This is a genomic window from Bradyrhizobium sp. USDA 241 (genome assembly GCF_049739505.1).
GTDB classification, from domain to species: Bacteria; Pseudomonadota; Alphaproteobacteria; order Rhizobiales; family Xanthobacteraceae; genus Bradyrhizobium; species Bradyrhizobium liaoningense.
Genome location: NZ_JBMGPZ010000005.1, coordinates 2,703,245 through 2,719,287 on the forward strand (window position 1 = coordinate 2,703,245; position 16,043 = coordinate 2,719,287).

A 16,043-nucleotide genomic window follows, 5' to 3' on the forward strand; every position below is an offset into this window, starting at 1 on the left:
TCGAGACCTATGACCACGACCGCCCAACAAAATCACCTCGTCGCGCTGTTCAAGGCGGCGACCGTCATTCCCGTCCTCACCATCGAGCGCATCCAGGATGCGGTGCCGCTGGCCCGTGCGCTGGTTGCCGGCGGCGTCCGCACGCTGGAGGTGACCCTGCGCACCCCTGTCGCGATCGAAGCTGCGAGGGCGATGATGGCCGAGGTGCCCGAGGCGGTCGTCGGCATCGGCACGATTCTCAATCCGGCCGACTTCACCCGCGTCGAGAAGCTCGGCGTCGCGTTCGGCATCAGCCCGGGCCTGACACCCGATCTGCTCAAGGCCGCAACTCACAGCTCCTTGCCTTTCGCGCCGGGCATTGCCACGGCGTCCGAGCTGATGATGGCGCTGTCCTACGGCTTCGACGTCGCAAAATTCTTCCCGGCCGAGCAGGCCGGCGGCATCAAGGGCCTGCGCGCCCTCGGCGGGCCGTTCCCGAACGTGCGGTTCTGCCCTACCGGTGGCGTCGGCGAGGCCAATGCGGCGAGCTGGCTGGCGGAGCCCAACGTGGTTGCGGTCGGCGGCTCCTGGCTGTGCCCGACGGCGGAGATCCGGGCTGGGAACTGGGCCGGCATAACTGCCATCTGCCAGCGCACCGTCCAGGCCCTGAAAGCCGCGTGAAGTCTTGCCATCTCTGGGCTAAGACTTAGCTCAGGAAGAGATCCCCAGGGAGAGAACATCATGACCGCCAGCATCGTCGGATGGGCGCATACGCCGTTCGGCAAGTTCGACACCGAGACCGTGGAAAGCCTCGTCGTGCGGGTCGCCAACGAGGCGCTGGCCGATGCCGGCATTTCGGCCGGCGACGTCGACGAGATCGTGCTCGGCCATTTCAACGCCGGCTTCTCGCCGCAGGATTTTACCGCCTCGCTGGTGCTCCAGGCCGATCCAAAGCTGCGCTTCAAGCCGGCGACCCGGGTCGAGAACGCCTGCGCCACCGGCTCCGCCGCCGTGCACCAGGGCCTGCGCGCGATTGCCGCAGGGGCCGCCAAGATCGTCCTGGTCGTCGGCGTCGAGCAGATGACGCGCACCCCTGGCGCCGAGATCGGCAAGAACCTGCTCAAGGCGTCCTACCTGCCCGAGGACGGCGACACCGTCGGCGGCTTCGCGGGCGTGTTCGGCAAGATCGCCAGTTCCTATTTCCAGAAATACGGCGACCAGTCCGATGCGCTGGCGCTGATCGCGGCCAAGAACCACAAGAACGGCGTCGCCAATCCCTTCGCCCAGATGCGCAAGGACTTTGGCTTCGACTTCTGCCGCGCCGAGAGCGAGAAGAACCCTTACGTCGCAGGCCCCTTGAAGCGCACCGATTGCTCGCTGGTCTCCGATGGCGCCGCGGCGCTGGTGCTGGCCGATGCCGAGACCGCGAAGAGCATGAGCAAGTCGATTGGCTTCCGCGCCACCGCGCACGCCCAGGACTTCCTGCCGATGAGCAAGCGCGACATCCTCCAGTTCGAGGGCTGCACGGTCGCCTGGCAGCGTGCCCTGGAAAAGGCCGGTGTGACGCTGTCCGATCTCTCCTTCGTCGAGACCCATGACTGCTTCACGGTCGCCGAGCTGATCGAGTATGAAGCGATGGGCCTGACGCCGAAGGGGCAGGGCGCCCGCGCCATCAAGGAAGGCTGGACGCTCAAGGACGGCAAACTGCCGGTCAATCCCTCCGGCGGCCTGAAAGCCAAGGGTCATCCGATCGGCGCCACCGGCGTCTCGATGCACGTCATGACCGCGATGCAGCTCGCCGGGCAGGCCCCCGAGGGCATGCAGCTCAAGAACGCCAAGCTCGGCGGCATCTTCAACATGGGCGGCGCTGCCGTCGCCAACTACGTTTCCGTGTTGGAGCCGCTGAAGTAGGTCTAGTACCCACTTTTCTTGGAACGTGAGTCGTGATTCAAGGTCGGGATGATACCCGAAGCAAGAGAAGTCCACCTTTCGAGGAAAGATCGCAAGGTGCTTGAGGCGTGCTGTCGCTCACCGGTGACGTTGCAGCGCGATTTGAAGCGGGCGCGGATAGTTCTGTTGGCGGCGGATGGGCGCAGCACCCGGTCGATCGCCAAGGAAGTTGGGGTCCAGCCGCGGATTGTCAGCCTTTGGCGGCATCGCTATGCCGACCATGGCCTTGAAGGGCTGCAAGACAAGCCGCGGCCTGGCAAGCAGCCGATCTATACGAAGACGACCGACAAGCGGATTCTGAAGCTGCTGGATAAGCCGCCACCGCAAGGGTTTGCGCGCTGGACCGGCCCCCTGCTGGCCGAGGCGCTGGGCGATGTCGATGTCCAATATGTCTGGCGGTTCCTGCGCAGCCACAAGATTGACCTGGTGGCTCGCAAGTCCTGGTGCGAGAGCAACGACCCGAACTTTACGGCCAAAGCCGCCGATGTTGTCGGCCTCTATGTCGCGCCGCCGGCGAAGGCCATTGTGCTGTGCGTGCGGATTCCGATTTATTCCGGCCGGGTATTCCGACTTGAAGCCGGCCATCGTTCCGATTTGAAGCCGGCCACGATTCCGAAATGAAACCGGCCGGCATTCCGATTTGAAGTCGGCCGGGTTTTTGGAAGTCGGCGTTTTCGTTTGGATCAGTCCCTCAGGCATCAAGTCCCGCGTTGATCAACGTGGGGAAGCGGATGCCGGCCAAGAGAGAACTGACCATGCGACAGATACGACAGATGCTGCGGCTTGCCCGTGATGGGGTGAGCGCCCGGGAGATTGGGCGCACGCTCGGCGTGGCGCGCAGCACCATCCAGGACAACCTCAAGCGTGCCTCGACTGCCGGGCTGGCGTGGCCTTTGGCGGGCGATCTGACCGACGCCGTTCTTGAACAACGTCTGTTTGCCCATGCCGGCGTCAGGCGCGGCTTTCGCCGGCGCCGGGAGCCGGATTGGGCCTCGCTGGCCTGTGAGCTGAAGCGGCCTGGCGTCAATCTGATGGTGCTGTGGGAGGAGTACCGGGCGGTCCACCCGGAAGGTTATGGCTACAGCCGGTTCTGCGATTTATTCCGAGAATTCGACCGGCGGCTGTCTCCGACGATGCGGCAGGACCATCCGGCCGGCGACAAGGTCTTTGTCGATTACTCCGGCAAGAAGATCATGATCGTTGATCGCGAAACCGGGGTTGTACGCGATGCGGAGATCTTCGTCGCCGTGCTTGGCGCCTCGAATTACACCTACGCCGAGGCGACCTGGACGCAGACACTTCCGGACTGGATCGAGGCCCATGTCCGGATGTTCCGGTTCTTTGGCGGGGTGCCGCGCCTCGTCGTCCCTGACAATCTGAAGTCCGGCGTGCACCGGGCTTCGTTCTACGACCCTGAAATCAATCGCAGCTACGGGATGATGGCGTCCCATTACGGCGTTGGCGTCCTTCCGGCACGGCCAAGAAAGCCGCGGGATAAGGCAAAAGTGGAGGCCGGGGTTCGGTTTGCCCAGACCTATATCCTCGGGCGGCTTCGTCGCCAGACCTTCTTCTCGTTGGCCGAGGCGAACGCAGCCATTGCCGCTGCGCTGGAGCGGATCAACGCGCACATCATGCGCCGGCTCGGTGTCAGTCGCCGTCAATTGTTCGAGACGGTCGAGATGTCGGTCCTGGCGTCGTTGCCGGACGCCGATTATCAGTTTGCGGAATGGCGCGTGGCCCGCGTCTCGCTCGATTATCATGTCGAGATCGACGGCTTCTTCTACTCAGTTCCACACGGCCTGATCCGGGAGCAGGTCGACGTCCGCGCCACCACCCGGACCATCGAGCTGTTCCATCGGGGTTCGCGTGTTGCGGCTCACCAGCGCCGCTACGGCGGCCGCCGGCACGGCACCGATCCCGACCACATGCCCAGCGCGCATCGGCGTTACGCCGAGTGGACTCCCGAGCGGTTCCGTCGCTGGGGACGATCGATCGGGCTAAACACTGAGGGTCTCGTCCTCGCCATTCTGGCCAATCGGCCTCATCCCGAACAAGGATTCCGGACCTGTCTGGGTGTGCTTCGGCTGTTCAAGGATCTCGATCCGGAACGCGCCGAGTTGATCGCGGCCCGCGCGGTTGCGGTCCGCGCGCTGACCTACAAGAGCATCGCCTCGATCATCGCCAACAAGCTCGACCGCAGCGCTCGCCCCACCGATGACGTCGTCGTCGACCATCCCAATCTGCGCGGCCCCGGCTACTTCCATTGAAAGGAAAATCCAGCATGCTGACCCATCCCACGCTCGACCTGCTGCAAAATCTCGGTCTCCACGGCATGGCCAAAGGCTTCAAGGAGCTTGATGCCCAGCCCGAAGCACGCAGCCTCGAACATGCCGAATGGCTGGCCCTGCTCCTGGAACAGGAGAAAACGCAGCGACAGCAAAAGCGGTTTGAGAGCAGAGCTCGCGCCGCCAAGCTACGTCATGCCGCTTGCGTCGAGGATGTCGACTACCGTGCCATCCGCGGGCTCGACCGCACGCTCTTTCTAAAACTCGCCGCCGGCGACTGGATCCGAGCGAGGCATAATCTCCTCGTCACTGGGCCATGCGGCGTCGGCAAGAGTTGGCTTGCTTGCGCCCTCGGCCACAAGGCCTGCCGGGACGACTTCGCCGTTGCCTACCATCGCGTCCCGCGTCTGTTCGCCGCTCTCGCACTGGGACGCGCCGACGGACGCTATACCAGGATGCTGCGGGCGATCGCACGACTTGATCTGCTGATCCTGGACGACTGGGGACCAGAACCTCTCGACGCCGACCAGCGCCGTGATTTGCTCGAAATCGTCGAGGATCGATACGAAGCCCGTTCGATCATCGTCACCAGCCAGCTGCCCGTCGATCGCTGGTACGAAATCATCGGAAACCCCACCATCGCCGACGCGATCCTCGATCGCCTCGTCCACAATGCCTACCGCATCGAACTCAAAGGAGAGAGCCTCAGGAAGCAGAAGCAACCCGCTCAAGATCAACCGGTCTCTTGACCTTCCCAGCCCTCGACGACATCATGAAATTGACCCATGCGAACGACGCCACGGGTGGCCGGCTTCAGATCGGAATACCCGGCCGGCTTCGAATTGGAATGCATGGCCGGCTTCGTTGGAATCCACACTGTGCGTGGACGAGAAGCCCTCGATCCAGGCTTTGGAGCGAGCGCAGGGTTATCTGAAGTTGCCCAATGGCCGCGCCTTGACCGGCCAAAGCCACGATTACAAGCGGCATGGCACCACAACATTGTTTGCGGCGCTCGAAGTCGCCACCGGAAAGATCATCGCGACCCATTCAAAACGCCGGCGCCGCGTCGAGTTTCTCGATTTCATGAACAGCGTCACTGCGGCTTTTCCGAACCGCAAGCTTCACGTCATCCTCGACAACCTCAACACCCATAAAAAGAACGAGGACTGGCTCAAGGCCCACCCCAACGTGCAATTTCATTTCACGCCGACAAGTGCGTCATGGCTCAATCAGGTCGAAGTATGGTTTTCCATCTTGCAGGGGCAGTCGCTCAGCGGCACCTCCTTCACGAGCCTCAAGCAGCTTCAGGAACACATCGATGCCTACGTCAACGCATACAACGACAGAGCCGAGCCCTTCGTCTGGACCAAGAAAAAGGTCCGTCAACGCCGTTTCAAAGGCCGCCGTATCACTCAGCTCTGATTCCGGGTACTAGTAGGGTGGGCAAAGGCGCGTAAGCGCCGTGCCCAGCATTTTCCTTGCGCTAGATCATGGTGGGCACGCTTCGCTTTGCCCACCCTACCGCTCCTGATTGATTTGCGGGAAGGCATCATGAGCACTGACTACGAAGACTCCCTGTCGATGGACGCGCTGAACGACCGCATCGCGATCCTCGAGGACAATATCCGCCAGCTCATCGAGCAGGCCGCCGCCGCCTCGGGCGAGCAGAACGAGTCGCGCATCGCCGACCGGATCAGCCAGCAGAACGAAGAGCTCGACCGGCTCCTGATGATCCGGGAATCCCGCCAGAAGAAATAGCGGCCGATATCGCCGCCGCGCTGCGCATGCCGCCATACGCCGCCCGCCCTTGCGCGAGCGGCGGCGCTGCCGTTAGCTGGACCGAATTCGCGGGCCGCGCCTTGAGCCTCGCGCAATCGGGAGCGAACGATGGGGCCGCTGAAGGGCATCAAGGTCATCGACATGACCACCGTGTTGATGGGTCCTTATGCGACCCAGATGCTCGGCGACTACGGGGCTGATGTCATCAAGGTGGAGTCGCTGGACGGCGATGTCACCCGGCTGATCGGCCCGATGCGACACGCCGGCATGGGCCCGGTGTTTCTCAACACCAACCGCAGCAAGCGCTCGATCTGCCTGGACCTGAAAAAGCCCGCCGGCCGCGAGGCCGTGCTGCGGCTGCTGAAGGACGCCGATGTCCTGGTCTACAACGTCCGCCCGCAGGCCATGGCGCGGCTTCAGCTCGGCTACGATGTCGTGTCCGCCATCAATCCGCGCCTGGTCTATGCCGGCGTGTTCGGATTCGGCCAGGATGGGCCCTATGCCGCGAAACCTGCCTATGACGATCTGATCCAGGGCGCCACCGCGCTGCCGGCTCTGATGGCGCAGACCGGCGACGGCGTGCCGCGCTACGTGCCGAATGCGCTGGTCGATCGCATCGTCGGCCTCACCGCCGTCGGGGCGATTTGCGCCAGCCTCGTGCACCGCGACCGCACCGGCCGTGGCCAACGCGTCGACATCCCGATGTTCGAGACCATGGCCGGCTTCGTCATGGGCGATCACATGGGCGGGCTCACCTTCGAGCCGCCGCTCGACAAGGGCGGCTATGCCCGCCACCTCTCGCGCGACCGCAGGCCCTACAAGACCTCGGACGGCTATCTCAGCGTCATCGTCTACAACGACAAGCAGTGGGAGAATTTCTTCAAGGCCACCGGGCGCGACGATCTGCGCGCCGATCCCAAATTCGCGACCTTCGCCGGCCGCGCCGCCAACATCGATGTTGTCTACGCTGAGCTTGCGCGCATCTTCGAGACGCGCACGACGGCCGAGTGGATCGATTTGCTCACCAAGGCCGACGTGCCGGTCATGCCGATGCACGATCTCGCTTCGATCCTCCACGATGAGCATCTGGAGGCGACCGGTTTCTTCCCGGTCGTCACGCATCCGACCGAGGGTCCGATTCGCAGCATGAAGGTGACGGCGACCTGGTCCGAGACCGAGGCCGAGCCGGTGCGCCTGGCGCCGCGGCTCAACGAGCACGGCGTCGAGATCTTGCGCGAGATCGGCTACTCGGCCGACGAGATCGCGGCCATGGTGCGCGACGGCGTTACGCGGTCAGCGCCGGAGTAAAGAGAGAAAATGGCCACGACTCTCTCATCCGTCATTCCGGGGCGCGACGAAGTCGCGAACCCGGAATCCATAACCACCATCGTGAGTATGGATTCCGGGCTCGCGCCCCAAGTGGGCGCGCCCCGGAATGACGAGGAGGAGACACCATGAGCTTCATCACCGGCGTCGGCCTCACGCCGTTCGGCAAGCACGAAGGCTCGTCCTCGCTCGACCTGATGAGCCAAGCGGCGCAAGCCGCGCTCGACGATGCCGGGCTGACACGCTCGGACATCGACGGCATCCTCTGCGGCTACTCCACCGTCTCCCCGCACATCATGCTCGCCACCGTCTTTGCCGAGCATTTCGGCATCCCCCGTGGGTCGGTCAAAATCCCCCGGGTATGGTCACTTGAAACTCCCCCACCTGATGATCGCCGTCAGCGCCGCTGAACAGCAGTAGCCGGTCAGGCAGGACGTTTATGTTCGACCCCTTTAGCCAGCAAGGGGCCGGGGAGTTGAACGTCTTGAAGCGACATCTGCAAAGCACCGTACTTACATTACTTGATCGCAACACCAGCCAGCGCGAGATTCACCGGCTGACGGGTGTCGATCGCAAGACGATCCGGCGTTATCAGGCGCTGCGGGCCGGTGCGGAGGCAAATTCCCCCGGGGAAGTGACCACCGGCTCGGTGAGCGCGGACGGCCAAATTCCTCCACCCCGACCACCGGCTTTTGGGACATCGGAAGCGACGGTCACCAGCAGCCTGGCCCGTTCGGCTTGCGAAGCGCATCGGACGTGGATCGAAGAACAGGTCCGGCTGAAGCGGAACGCGCAGGCGATTTACCAGGACCTGGTTGATCAATTTGGCTTTCCGTCCAGCTACCAGAGTGTCAAGCGTAAACGGTACGAGAGGCCCACGGAGCCACGGACTTGGTGCGGACGGCCTACGCACCGCGCTTGAAGCGTATAGGCATCCAGAACTGCCGGAGGGCCTCGACGGTTGCTGGAATGTTGCGCCAGGCGTTTTGGATGATGGGCTGCGTTCCCAGCGTGCGCCGGGCCGGGGGTAGCAAGGGTCGACCGGCGTCGTCGATGCAATGGACCAAGATCGGCCGCAGCATAAGGTGTTCGGTTCCATTCGGGGGGAGAAGCCGCGACCAGACGAGAAGCCGAAGCTTCATGACGGCGTAGAAGCCCATGCACCAGGGCTGCGGGTCGACTTCGCCGTCCGGTGATCGCACGAACAGCGGCTCGAAGCTCTCCGGTCTCGTCGACAGCGTCTCGCTGATAGCGTTGTGGCGCATCAGCGTGGCGGCGATTGCCGAGAACTCCTCGGTGTCGTGATTGAAGGCGTCGGGATCTACGCCGAGGAGCGGGCACACCCATTCCTCGGAGGGAGTGTCAGAAGTTTTGTGTAAGAGCGTCTCTGTGAGGGGTTTGCGGGGTCAGCGGACTGACCCCATGGGGTCAGTCCGCTGAGCCTGCAAAGCGCTCGCCGAACTGGATGGCAAACTGGCCCATTGCGGCCGTCCATGCAACCGGTCGTCGCCAATGGATGCCGGCATTTCTGATGGCGAGGTAAAGCAGCTTCATCGCCGCCTCGTCGTTGGGGAAGCTGCCGCGTGTTTTGATGATCTTGCGCAGCGAACGGTTCAGCGCCTCGACCGCGTTGGTGGTATAGATCATTTTGCGTATCTCCGGCGCGAAGGCGAAGAACGGAATGACGTGCTCCCACGCCCGGCGCCAGGCCGCCCCGATCGCGGGATAGCGCTTGCCCCACTCGGCTTCGAAGTCCTCGAGCCTGAGCAGAGCGGCGTCGGCATTCTCGGCATGATAGATCGCCTTGATCGAGGGAAGGATCGCCTTGCGATCCTTCCAGGACACGAAGGATAGGCTGTTGCGGATCAAATGCACGATGCAGGTCTGGACCATCGCCTTGGGAAAGACGCTGTTGATCGCCTCGGGAAAGCCCTTCAGACCGTCGACGACGGCGATCAGGATGTCGGCGACGCCGCGGTTCCTCAGATCGTTCATGACCTTGAGCCAGAATTTGGCGCCTTCGGTTTGCTCGATCCAAAGCCCGAGCACGTCTTTCTCGCCCGATGCAGTGATGCCCAGCACGACGTAGACTGCCTTGTTCTTGACCATCCCCTCATCGCGAATCTTGACCCTGAGCGCGTCGAAGAAGACCACCGGATAGATCGCTTCCAGCGGCCGGCTCTGCCATTCGCGGACCTCGTCGAGAATCGCGTCGGTGACCTTGCTGATCAGATCGGGGGACACCTCGGTGCCGTAGAGCTCGGCCAGATGGCCCTGGATCTCCCGTACCGTCATGCCCCGCCCGTAGAGACTGATGATCTTCTCGTCGAAGCCGTCGAAGCGGGTCTGGCCCTTCGCGACGATCACCGGTTCGAACGTGCCGGCGCGGTCGCGCGGCACCTCGATCTCGATCTCGCCGTCGTCCGTCAACAGCGCTTTGCTGCTTGTGCCGTTGCGGCTGTTGCCCGACCCGCGGCCCGCCGGGTCGCCCTTCTCATAGCCAAGGTGGTGGGTCAGCTCCGCACCCAGTGCGCGCTCCAGAAGCGCCTTCTTCAGTCGTCTGAAAAGCCCGTCTTCGCCGGCTAAGTCTTCTGGCTTGAGGCTGCCCCCGGCAAGAAGCTGGTCCAAAATCTCAGGTGAAAAATCCGTAGCCATGTGAGTCTCCTGTCAAAGGTAAACTCACAGAAACCATCTTACACCGAGTTACTGACACCCTCTCCTCGGACGCCATCGAGACCGGCCCGGCGACGACCGCGGCCACCGCGCCATCGAGCATGGAGAGCGACGTCGCCCGCGGATGCCGAAGCGTCGGCGACCTGGCGCGCTTGCTGATCCATTGCCCGAGCCGTTCGAACGACATGGCATAGTCCGCCATCGTCGTCTTGCGTGCTTTTCGCGTTCCCCGCCCTTGCTTCGGCTTCGTCATGCCACGGCCCGCTTTTCGGCTTCGCGTGCGGCCTTCCAGTTCCAGGCCAGAAGTTCGTGAAGCTGGTTGGTCTTCGTGGCGCCGCTCACCATGCGATCGAGAACGTCGACGAGATACGCCTCGGGGTCGAGGCCATTCAATTTCGCTGTGTTAAGAAGCGAAGCGAGTATCGCCCAGGTCTCGCCCCCGCCTTCGTCACCACTGAACAACGAGTTCTTTTTTCCGATCGCAATTGGCCTGATCGATCGTTCGACCGTGTTGGTGTCCGGCTCGAGCCGCCCGTCATCCAGGAACGTCGTCAGGCCCTGCCAGCGTTCGAGCATGTAGTCGATCGCCTTGATGAGCGTCGAGCGGCGGGAGATCCCGTCCTTCACCGCGATCAGACGGGCCCTCAACGCCTCCATCAGCGGCTTCGTCTCGGCCTGTCGCGTCGCGCGGCGTTCCCCAGCATCGAGACCGCGGATCCTCTCCTCGATCGCGTAGACGGCCGCAATGCGCTCGATGACCTCCGCGGCGAAGGGTGAGTTCGTCGTCTTGTGCACCCTCACGAAGTTGCGGCGCGCGTGAACGAGACAATACGCCAGCTGGATCTGGCCCGACATCATCGCATCGCCCGCCAGCGAGGCGTAGGCGGCATAGCCGTCGACTTGCAGCACGCCTTCGAAGCCGGCTAACTGCGCCACGATCTCCTTTTTGCCGCGACCACCTGCGAACACGTAGGCGACCGCCGGCGGCGCCGGCCCCTTCCACGCCCGATCGTCCGTCGCGTGCGCCCAGAACTGGCAGATCCTCGTGCGGCCGCGTCCCGGATCGAGCACTGGCATCGGCGTCTCGTCGCAGAACAGCCGCTCGAAGCCGTGCATAGTCTTCAGTTGCAGATCGTAGAGGCCCCTGACCAGCCACGCCGCGCTCCCCATCCAGCGCGCCAGCGTCTGACGGTCGACGACGACACCCTGACCCGCCAGGATCTGCGTCTGGCGATAGAGCGTCGATTGCCAGGCATATTTGGCCGCGGCGATATGCGCGATCAGCGCCGTCGTTGCCATGCCGCCCTCGACGAGCCGCGCCGGTGCCGGGGCCTGGACAATCGGGCCCTCACAGGAGCGGCAGGCGTATTTTGGACGGATCGTGCGGAGCACGCGCAGCCACGCGGGAACCCGATCGAGCGCTTCGCTGCTCTCCTCGCCGATCCGATGCATCTGACCCGTGCAGCACGGGCACAGCGTGGACGCCGGCTCGATCACCCGCTCGACCCGAGGCAGATGCGCCGGCAGCGCGCCGATGTTGCGCTTCGCTTTGCGCCGCTCCGGCCGCGGCGCGTCCGGTTTGTCGTCATTGGCCGGGAGCTGTGAGCCGGCGGTCCGTTCCAGATCAAACGCGATCTGTTCGGCGCAGACGATCGCCGCGCGCTCCGATCGTGCGCCGAAGATCAGGCTCTTCAACGTGGCGATCTCTGCGCGCAGATCATCGTTCTCGCCTTCGAAAGCCAGCACCATCTCGGCAAGAGCCGCAGGGTCAGAGGGGAGATCTTCGGGGCGAAGCGCCATATCGCAGAGCTACACGAACGCACTCGCAATCGCCAGCAAAACAAGACGCTTCAGGCAACCTTCGTCGGCCGCTTCGTCACCTTCGGGACCACACGCGACCACTCCGCAAGACCTTCAATCAGCATCGCCAGTTGCGCCCCCGTCACCGGCATCGTACCCTCGCGAACAGGTGGCCAGGCAAAGCCCCCATTCTCCAGCCACTTCGTCGCTAGAACCATTCCCGAGCCGTCAAAAACCAGTAGCTTCAAACGATCCGATCGCTTCGATCGGAAGACATAAACGTCACCGCTGTAGGGCTTGCCGCCTAATCCCTCCGCTACCAGCGCGACAAGGCCATGAACGCCTTTACGAAAGTCAATCGGCTGCGTCGCGACGAACACACGGACCATTGGACCGAAAGAGATCATCGCGTCGATCTCACCGCCGCCAGCACGCGCTCCAGCGTCGCGGCGTCGACGCCGACGGGCACGCGCACCGTCGCGCCCGCGATCATCACCTCGATCCGCTCGGCCGGATCCGTCAGAACATGCGCCTTATCGATCGCGTTCGGCTGCGCCTCGACGGCGGCCTGGAGCCTGACTTGCACGAACTGCGGCGCTTCGCTCGACGCGAGCCGCGCCTGGCGCCGCCACACACTGAGCAGTCCCCGGTTCACCCCGTTGCGTCGAGCCACCTCGGAAATGCTCGTCTCCGGATCGGCACTCTCGGCCACGATCCGCGCCTTCTCCGCATCGCTCCAACTGCGCCGTCGCCTCTCCCCTGTGATCACCTCGATCCGCTGATAGGAGGCGGCATCATGCCCGTCTTGATGTCTGTCTTGATGCATGGAACGAGCGTCCCTCGCGTTGTCAAATCCACGCGCGAGTCTCGCTCATCCCGTCCACCTAAACGAGGTGGGGTCGTCGTACCGCTATCTGTCAAGCGGTTTGTGCGCCGGTTGCGGCACGCTGATCCTGAGCAGTTTGATCGTCTTGAGTTCCTCCCCGGCGAGGAAGCTCAGGTCGACTATGGCGAGGGCGCGCCGACGGTTGATCCGAAGAGCGGGCGGTACCGTCGTCCCCGCCTGTTCGTGATGACGCTACGCTACTCGCGGCGCAGCTTCCGGCGGGTAGTCTGGAAGTCCAGCCAACAAGTCTGGGCGCAGCTCCACGAAGAGGCGTTCCGGTATTTTGGCGGGGTCCCCAGCTATGTCGTGCTCGACAACCTGAAGGAAGGCGTCCTCAAGCCGGATTTGTACGAGCCCCAGCTCAACCCGATTTACAGCGCGATGCTGGCTCATTACGCCGTGGTCGCCGATCCCGCGCGCGTGGCCGATCCAAATCGGAAAGGATGCGTCGAGAATGCGATTCAACATACCCAGGGCACTGCGCTGGCCGGACGGCGCTTCGAGACGCTGGAGGCGCAAAACGAGTTCTTGAGGCACTGGGAGGAGAACTGGGCTTCCAAACGCATCCACGGCAGCACGCGCCGTCAGGTCGAGGCGATGTTCCAGGAAGAGAAGCCGCACCTGCGGCCGCTGCCTGTCGCTCCCTTCCGCATCTTCACCGAAGTCGTCCGGACTGTCTGCGACGACACCACCGTACGCGTCGACAACAGCTATTACGCCGCGCGGCCCGCGCCGATCGGCAGCCAGGTCGTCGTGCGCATCTACACCACCACGATCGAGATCCGTGATCGCCACACCCGTGCGCTGCTGCGTGTTCATTCCCGGATGGCGCACCCCGGTTCTGTCGTCCTGCCGACCAGCGAACGGCCGTTCAACCCGTCGCGGCAAACCGCCGTGCTGCTGGCGAGCGCCGAGCGCATCGGACCGCAGACCAGGGCCTTGTGCCAGCAGGTGTTCGACACCGAAGGGCGCCCCGGACAGCGCGCGATGTGGGGCATTGTCGGGCTGGGCCGGAAGTATCCGGCGCGGCTGGTCGAGCAGGCCTGCGCGCACGCCATCGACAACCGCATCTACCGCTACAAGCACGTGCGTGCGACCGTCGAGCGGTTGTTCGAACAGGCGATCGAGCAGGTTGGAGTGACGCCACAGCCGGCATCGCCGCTCACCCAGGATCATCCGCTGATCCGTACCCCCGCGGAATACGGCGACCTCTTCAGCCGCGCTGTGCGGCGCGACGCCGACGACAATGGTCGGCAGGCCGAGGCTCACGACGATCACGCCACGGCAATCCGCGCTCGTGTCGCCTGCGCAACCCCGGCCAACTCCGGCGCCACGAGCGCTCCCGCTGCACCTTCTCACCTTAAACTGGAGACCTAGCCCGTCTTATTCGTAAGAGTGCGCCTGAGGGCTGGCGAGCGTGGTGTAAAGCGCTGATGCGGCGTAGGATTCGGTTGCGAAGCCACCCCATCACCTTCAACCGCGAACGCCACGCCCGCCATGACCGACGATACGATTCCGCCCTTCTCGTTTCCAGCCGTTCACGCCAAGAAAGTCACAGCTGCCTTCGATGGCGGTCGCCTGACCTCGAACGGGGGCGTGATGCTTCTGGCGATGGCCGAGCGGCGTCTCGGCTTGGCCGACAATCTGGCCCGGGTGTTCCCGGATCGGCGCGATCCGACGCGGGTCGTGCACAGCCTTGTCGATATGTTCCGCGCGCGCATGTTCGCGATCTGCTGCGGCTACGAGGACGCCGACGACCTCGATCATCTGCGGTCCGATCCCGCATTCAAGCTGGCCTGCGGACGGCTGCCGGACACGGGCCGCGATCTGTGTTCCCAACCGACGCTGTCGCGGCTGGAGAATGCTCCGCGCCTGCGCGACGTGATCCGACTGACCTACATTTTGGTCGACGCATGGATGGATAGCTACCCGCGCGAGCCGGCATCCGTCACGCTCGACATCGATGATACCTGCGATGTCGTCCACGGCCATCAGCAGCTCTCGCTGTTCAACGCTCATTATGACGAACGCTGCTTCCTGCCGATCCACGTCTACGACACGGAGAAGAGCCGTCCCGTGGCGGTCGTGCTGAGGCCCGGCAAGACGCCGGGCGGCGTCGAGGTGCGTGCCCTTCTGCGCCGCCTGGTACGGCATATCCGCACGCGGTGGCACAACACGCGAATTACGTTCCGTGGCGACGGGCACTATGCCCGGCCGGAGGCCATGGCGTGGTGCGAGACCAACGGCATCGACTACATCTTCGGTCTGTCCGGCACCAAGCCTCTCGCCAGAAAAGTCGACGAGGTCGCCGACGACATCCGCACCCGACGCGCCATCGAGAACCTGCCGGTTCTGCGTGGCTATACCGAGACGCGCCACAAGGCAAAGTCCTGGGATCGCGAACGGCGCACCGTCGCCCGTATTGAGGCGACGATGCTCGGCCTCGACATCCGTTTCGTCGTCACCAGCCTCGATGTCGGCTCGGCCGAGTGGATCTACGACAGCCTGTATTGCGCGCGCGGCCAAGCCGAGAATCTGATCAAGCTGCATAAGACGCAGCTCGCCTCCGACCGCACCAGCTGCCGTTCGGCGCTCGCCAACCAGGTCCGTCTCGTGCTCCATACGGCCGCTTATTGGCTGATGCTGACCGTGCGCGACGCCATTCCCAAAGTCCGGGAATTGGCCGCTGCCGAGTTCGCGACGCTGCGTCTTCGGCTCTTGAAAATCGCCGCCCGTGTCGTCGAGACCACGAGCCGCATTCGCCTTGCGTTTGCCGCGGCATGTCCCGAAGCCGACCTGATCTGCGGCTTGCCCGGCGCGCTGCTGCCGCTCGGTCCTTGACCGGCGGGGCGTCCGCCCCCGTTCGCCCAACCCATCCCTCAAGCGCGTTGCAAAGTACCGGTCGTCAGGCGGCGAAAAGCCGAAGGCAATCCTGTGCGCCTCGTCAGACAAGATGTGCGGCCGCATCAATCGGGCCCAAAAGCCGCACTCTCACGAATAGGACGGGCTAGCCCGTCTTATTCGCGAGAGGGCGCCTGAGAGGCTGGCGAGCGTGGTGTAAAGCGCTGATGCGGCGTAGGATTCGGTTGCGAAGCCACCCCATCACCTTCAACCGCGAACGCCACGCCCGCCATGACCGATGATACGATTTCAGACCACTATCGAGAAGCAAGAATTCAACACAAATAAAACCTCTGCCTCGCGCTCGATCTCTTCATGCTTGATAGTCTCGTTTCGGAGGCTGAGCACCTACCGCGTCTAACCCGTCTTATTCGCGAGAGGGCGCCTGAGAGGCTGGCGAGCGTGGTGTAAAGCGCTGATGCGGCGTAGGATTCGGTTGCGAAGCCACCCCATCACCTTCAACC

General features: G+C 63.7%; 12 protein-coding genes and 6 pseudogenes. 12 read left to right on the forward strand and 6 right to left on the reverse strand.

All coding sequences use genetic code 11. The features are described from left to right. The first annotated feature begins 9 nt into the window (after positions 1 to 9). From eda to ABIF91_RS34930, 10 genes and pseudogenes are all read left to right on the forward strand, one after another. The gene (gene eda / locus ABIF91_RS34885) at positions 10 to 660 is read left to right on the forward strand and encodes a bifunctional 4-hydroxy-2-oxoglutarate aldolase/2-dehydro-3-deoxy-phosphogluconate aldolase (RefSeq protein WP_028179115.1); all 651 of its coding nucleotides are present in this window, start codon (positions 10 to 12) and stop codon (positions 658 to 660) included. A 60-nt stretch (positions 661 to 720) separates the two neighbouring features. After that, positions 721 to 1,890 carry an acetyl-CoA acetyltransferase gene (locus ABIF91_RS34890; RefSeq protein WP_028179116.1) on the forward strand — a complete coding sequence of 390 codons (1,170 nt, stop codon included), beginning with the start codon at positions 721 to 723 and terminating at the stop codon, positions 1,888 to 1,890. A 48-nt stretch (positions 1,891 to 1,938) separates the two neighbouring features. Then, positions 1,939 to 2,466 (forward strand): annotated as a pseudogene (locus ABIF91_RS34895) (IS630-like element ISRj1 family transposase); the annotation flags it as partial. 194 nt (positions 2,467 to 2,660) lie between these two features. Next, entirely contained in the window at positions 2,661 to 4,196 is a 1,536-nt protein-coding gene (gene istA / locus ABIF91_RS34900; RefSeq protein WP_424578659.1) for an IS21 family transposase, read from the forward strand. Between the two features lie 14 nt (positions 4,197 to 4,210). Further along, the gene (gene istB, locus ABIF91_RS34905) at positions 4,211 to 4,963 is read left to right on the forward strand and encodes an IS21-like element helper ATPase IstB (RefSeq protein ID WP_038943657.1); all 753 of its coding nucleotides are present in this window, start codon (positions 4,211 to 4,213) and stop codon (positions 4,961 to 4,963) included. 124 nt (positions 4,964 to 5,087) lie between these two features. Continuing rightward, positions 5,088 to 5,636, forward strand: a pseudogene (locus tag ABIF91_RS34910) (IS630-like element ISRj1 family transposase); the annotation flags it as partial. A gap of 129 nt (positions 5,637 to 5,765) precedes the next feature. Continuing rightward, positions 5,766 to 5,972 carry a hypothetical protein gene (locus tag ABIF91_RS34915; RefSeq protein ID WP_028182379.1) on the forward strand — a complete coding sequence of 69 codons (207 nt, stop codon included), beginning with the start codon at positions 5,766 to 5,768 and terminating at the stop codon, positions 5,970 to 5,972. Between the two features lie 129 nt (positions 5,973 to 6,101). Next, a complete protein-coding gene (locus ABIF91_RS34920; protein ID WP_035695673.1) occupies positions 6,102 to 7,301 on the forward strand; it encodes a CaiB/BaiF CoA transferase family protein in 1,200 nt (399 codons plus the stop codon). A gap of 146 nt (positions 7,302 to 7,447) precedes the next feature. After that, positions 7,448 to 7,651 (forward strand): annotated as a pseudogene (locus ABIF91_RS34925) (thiolase family protein); the annotation flags it as partial. Between the two features lie 107 nt (positions 7,652 to 7,758). Then, positions 7,759 to 8,178 (forward strand): annotated as a pseudogene (locus ABIF91_RS34930) (IS21 family transposase); the annotation flags it as partial. 46 nt (positions 8,179 to 8,224) lie between these two features. Here ABIF91_RS34930 and ABIF91_RS34935 read toward each other — a convergent pair. The 6 genes and pseudogenes from ABIF91_RS34935 to tnpA form a co-directional block, all read right to left on the reverse strand. Next, positions 8,225 to 8,668, reverse strand: a pseudogene (locus ABIF91_RS34935) (UPF0149 family protein); the annotation flags it as partial. 79 nt (positions 8,669 to 8,747) lie between these two features. After that, positions 8,748 to 9,974 (reverse strand): IS256 family transposase, encoded by a 1,227-nt coding sequence (locus ABIF91_RS34940; RefSeq protein WP_038960272.1) that lies wholly within the window; start codon positions 9,972 to 9,974, stop codon positions 8,748 to 8,750. Continuing rightward, complete coding sequence (locus tag ABIF91_RS34945) at positions 9,952 to 10,245, reverse strand: hypothetical protein (protein WP_424579566.1); 294 nt, start codon at positions 10,243 to 10,245, stop codon at positions 9,952 to 9,954. Before ABIF91_RS34945 ends, ABIF91_RS34940 begins: the two co-directional genes overlap by 23 nt. Next, on the reverse strand, positions 10,242 to 11,792 hold the full coding sequence (gene tnpC / locus ABIF91_RS34950) for an IS66 family transposase (protein WP_035681142.1): 1,551 nt from the start codon (positions 11,790 to 11,792) through the stop codon (positions 10,242 to 10,244). Before tnpC ends, ABIF91_RS34945 begins: the two co-directional genes overlap by 4 nt. A gap of 50 nt (positions 11,793 to 11,842) precedes the next feature. Then, a complete protein-coding gene (gene tnpB / locus ABIF91_RS34955) occupies positions 11,843 to 12,199 on the reverse strand; it encodes an IS66 family insertion sequence element accessory protein TnpB (protein ID WP_018273742.1) in 357 nt (118 codons plus the stop codon). Then, a complete protein-coding gene (gene tnpA / locus ABIF91_RS34960; RefSeq protein WP_424578819.1) occupies positions 12,196 to 12,618 on the reverse strand; it encodes an IS66-like element accessory protein TnpA in 423 nt (140 codons plus the stop codon). Before tnpA ends, tnpB begins: the two co-directional genes overlap by 4 nt. Positions 12,619 to 12,705: 87 nt before the next feature. On the opposite strand from tnpA, the pseudogene istA (ABIF91_RS34965) reads away from it, so the two are divergent. After that, positions 12,706 to 14,055, forward strand: a pseudogene (gene istA, locus ABIF91_RS34965) (IS21-like element IS1631 family transposase); the annotation flags it as partial. 120 nt (positions 14,056 to 14,175) lie between these two features. Beyond that, entirely contained in the window at positions 14,176 to 15,519 is a 1,344-nt protein-coding gene (locus ABIF91_RS34970) for an IS1380-like element ISBdi2 family transposase (RefSeq protein ID WP_424578699.1), read from the forward strand. The last annotated feature ends 524 nt before the right edge of the window (positions 15,520 to 16,043 follow it).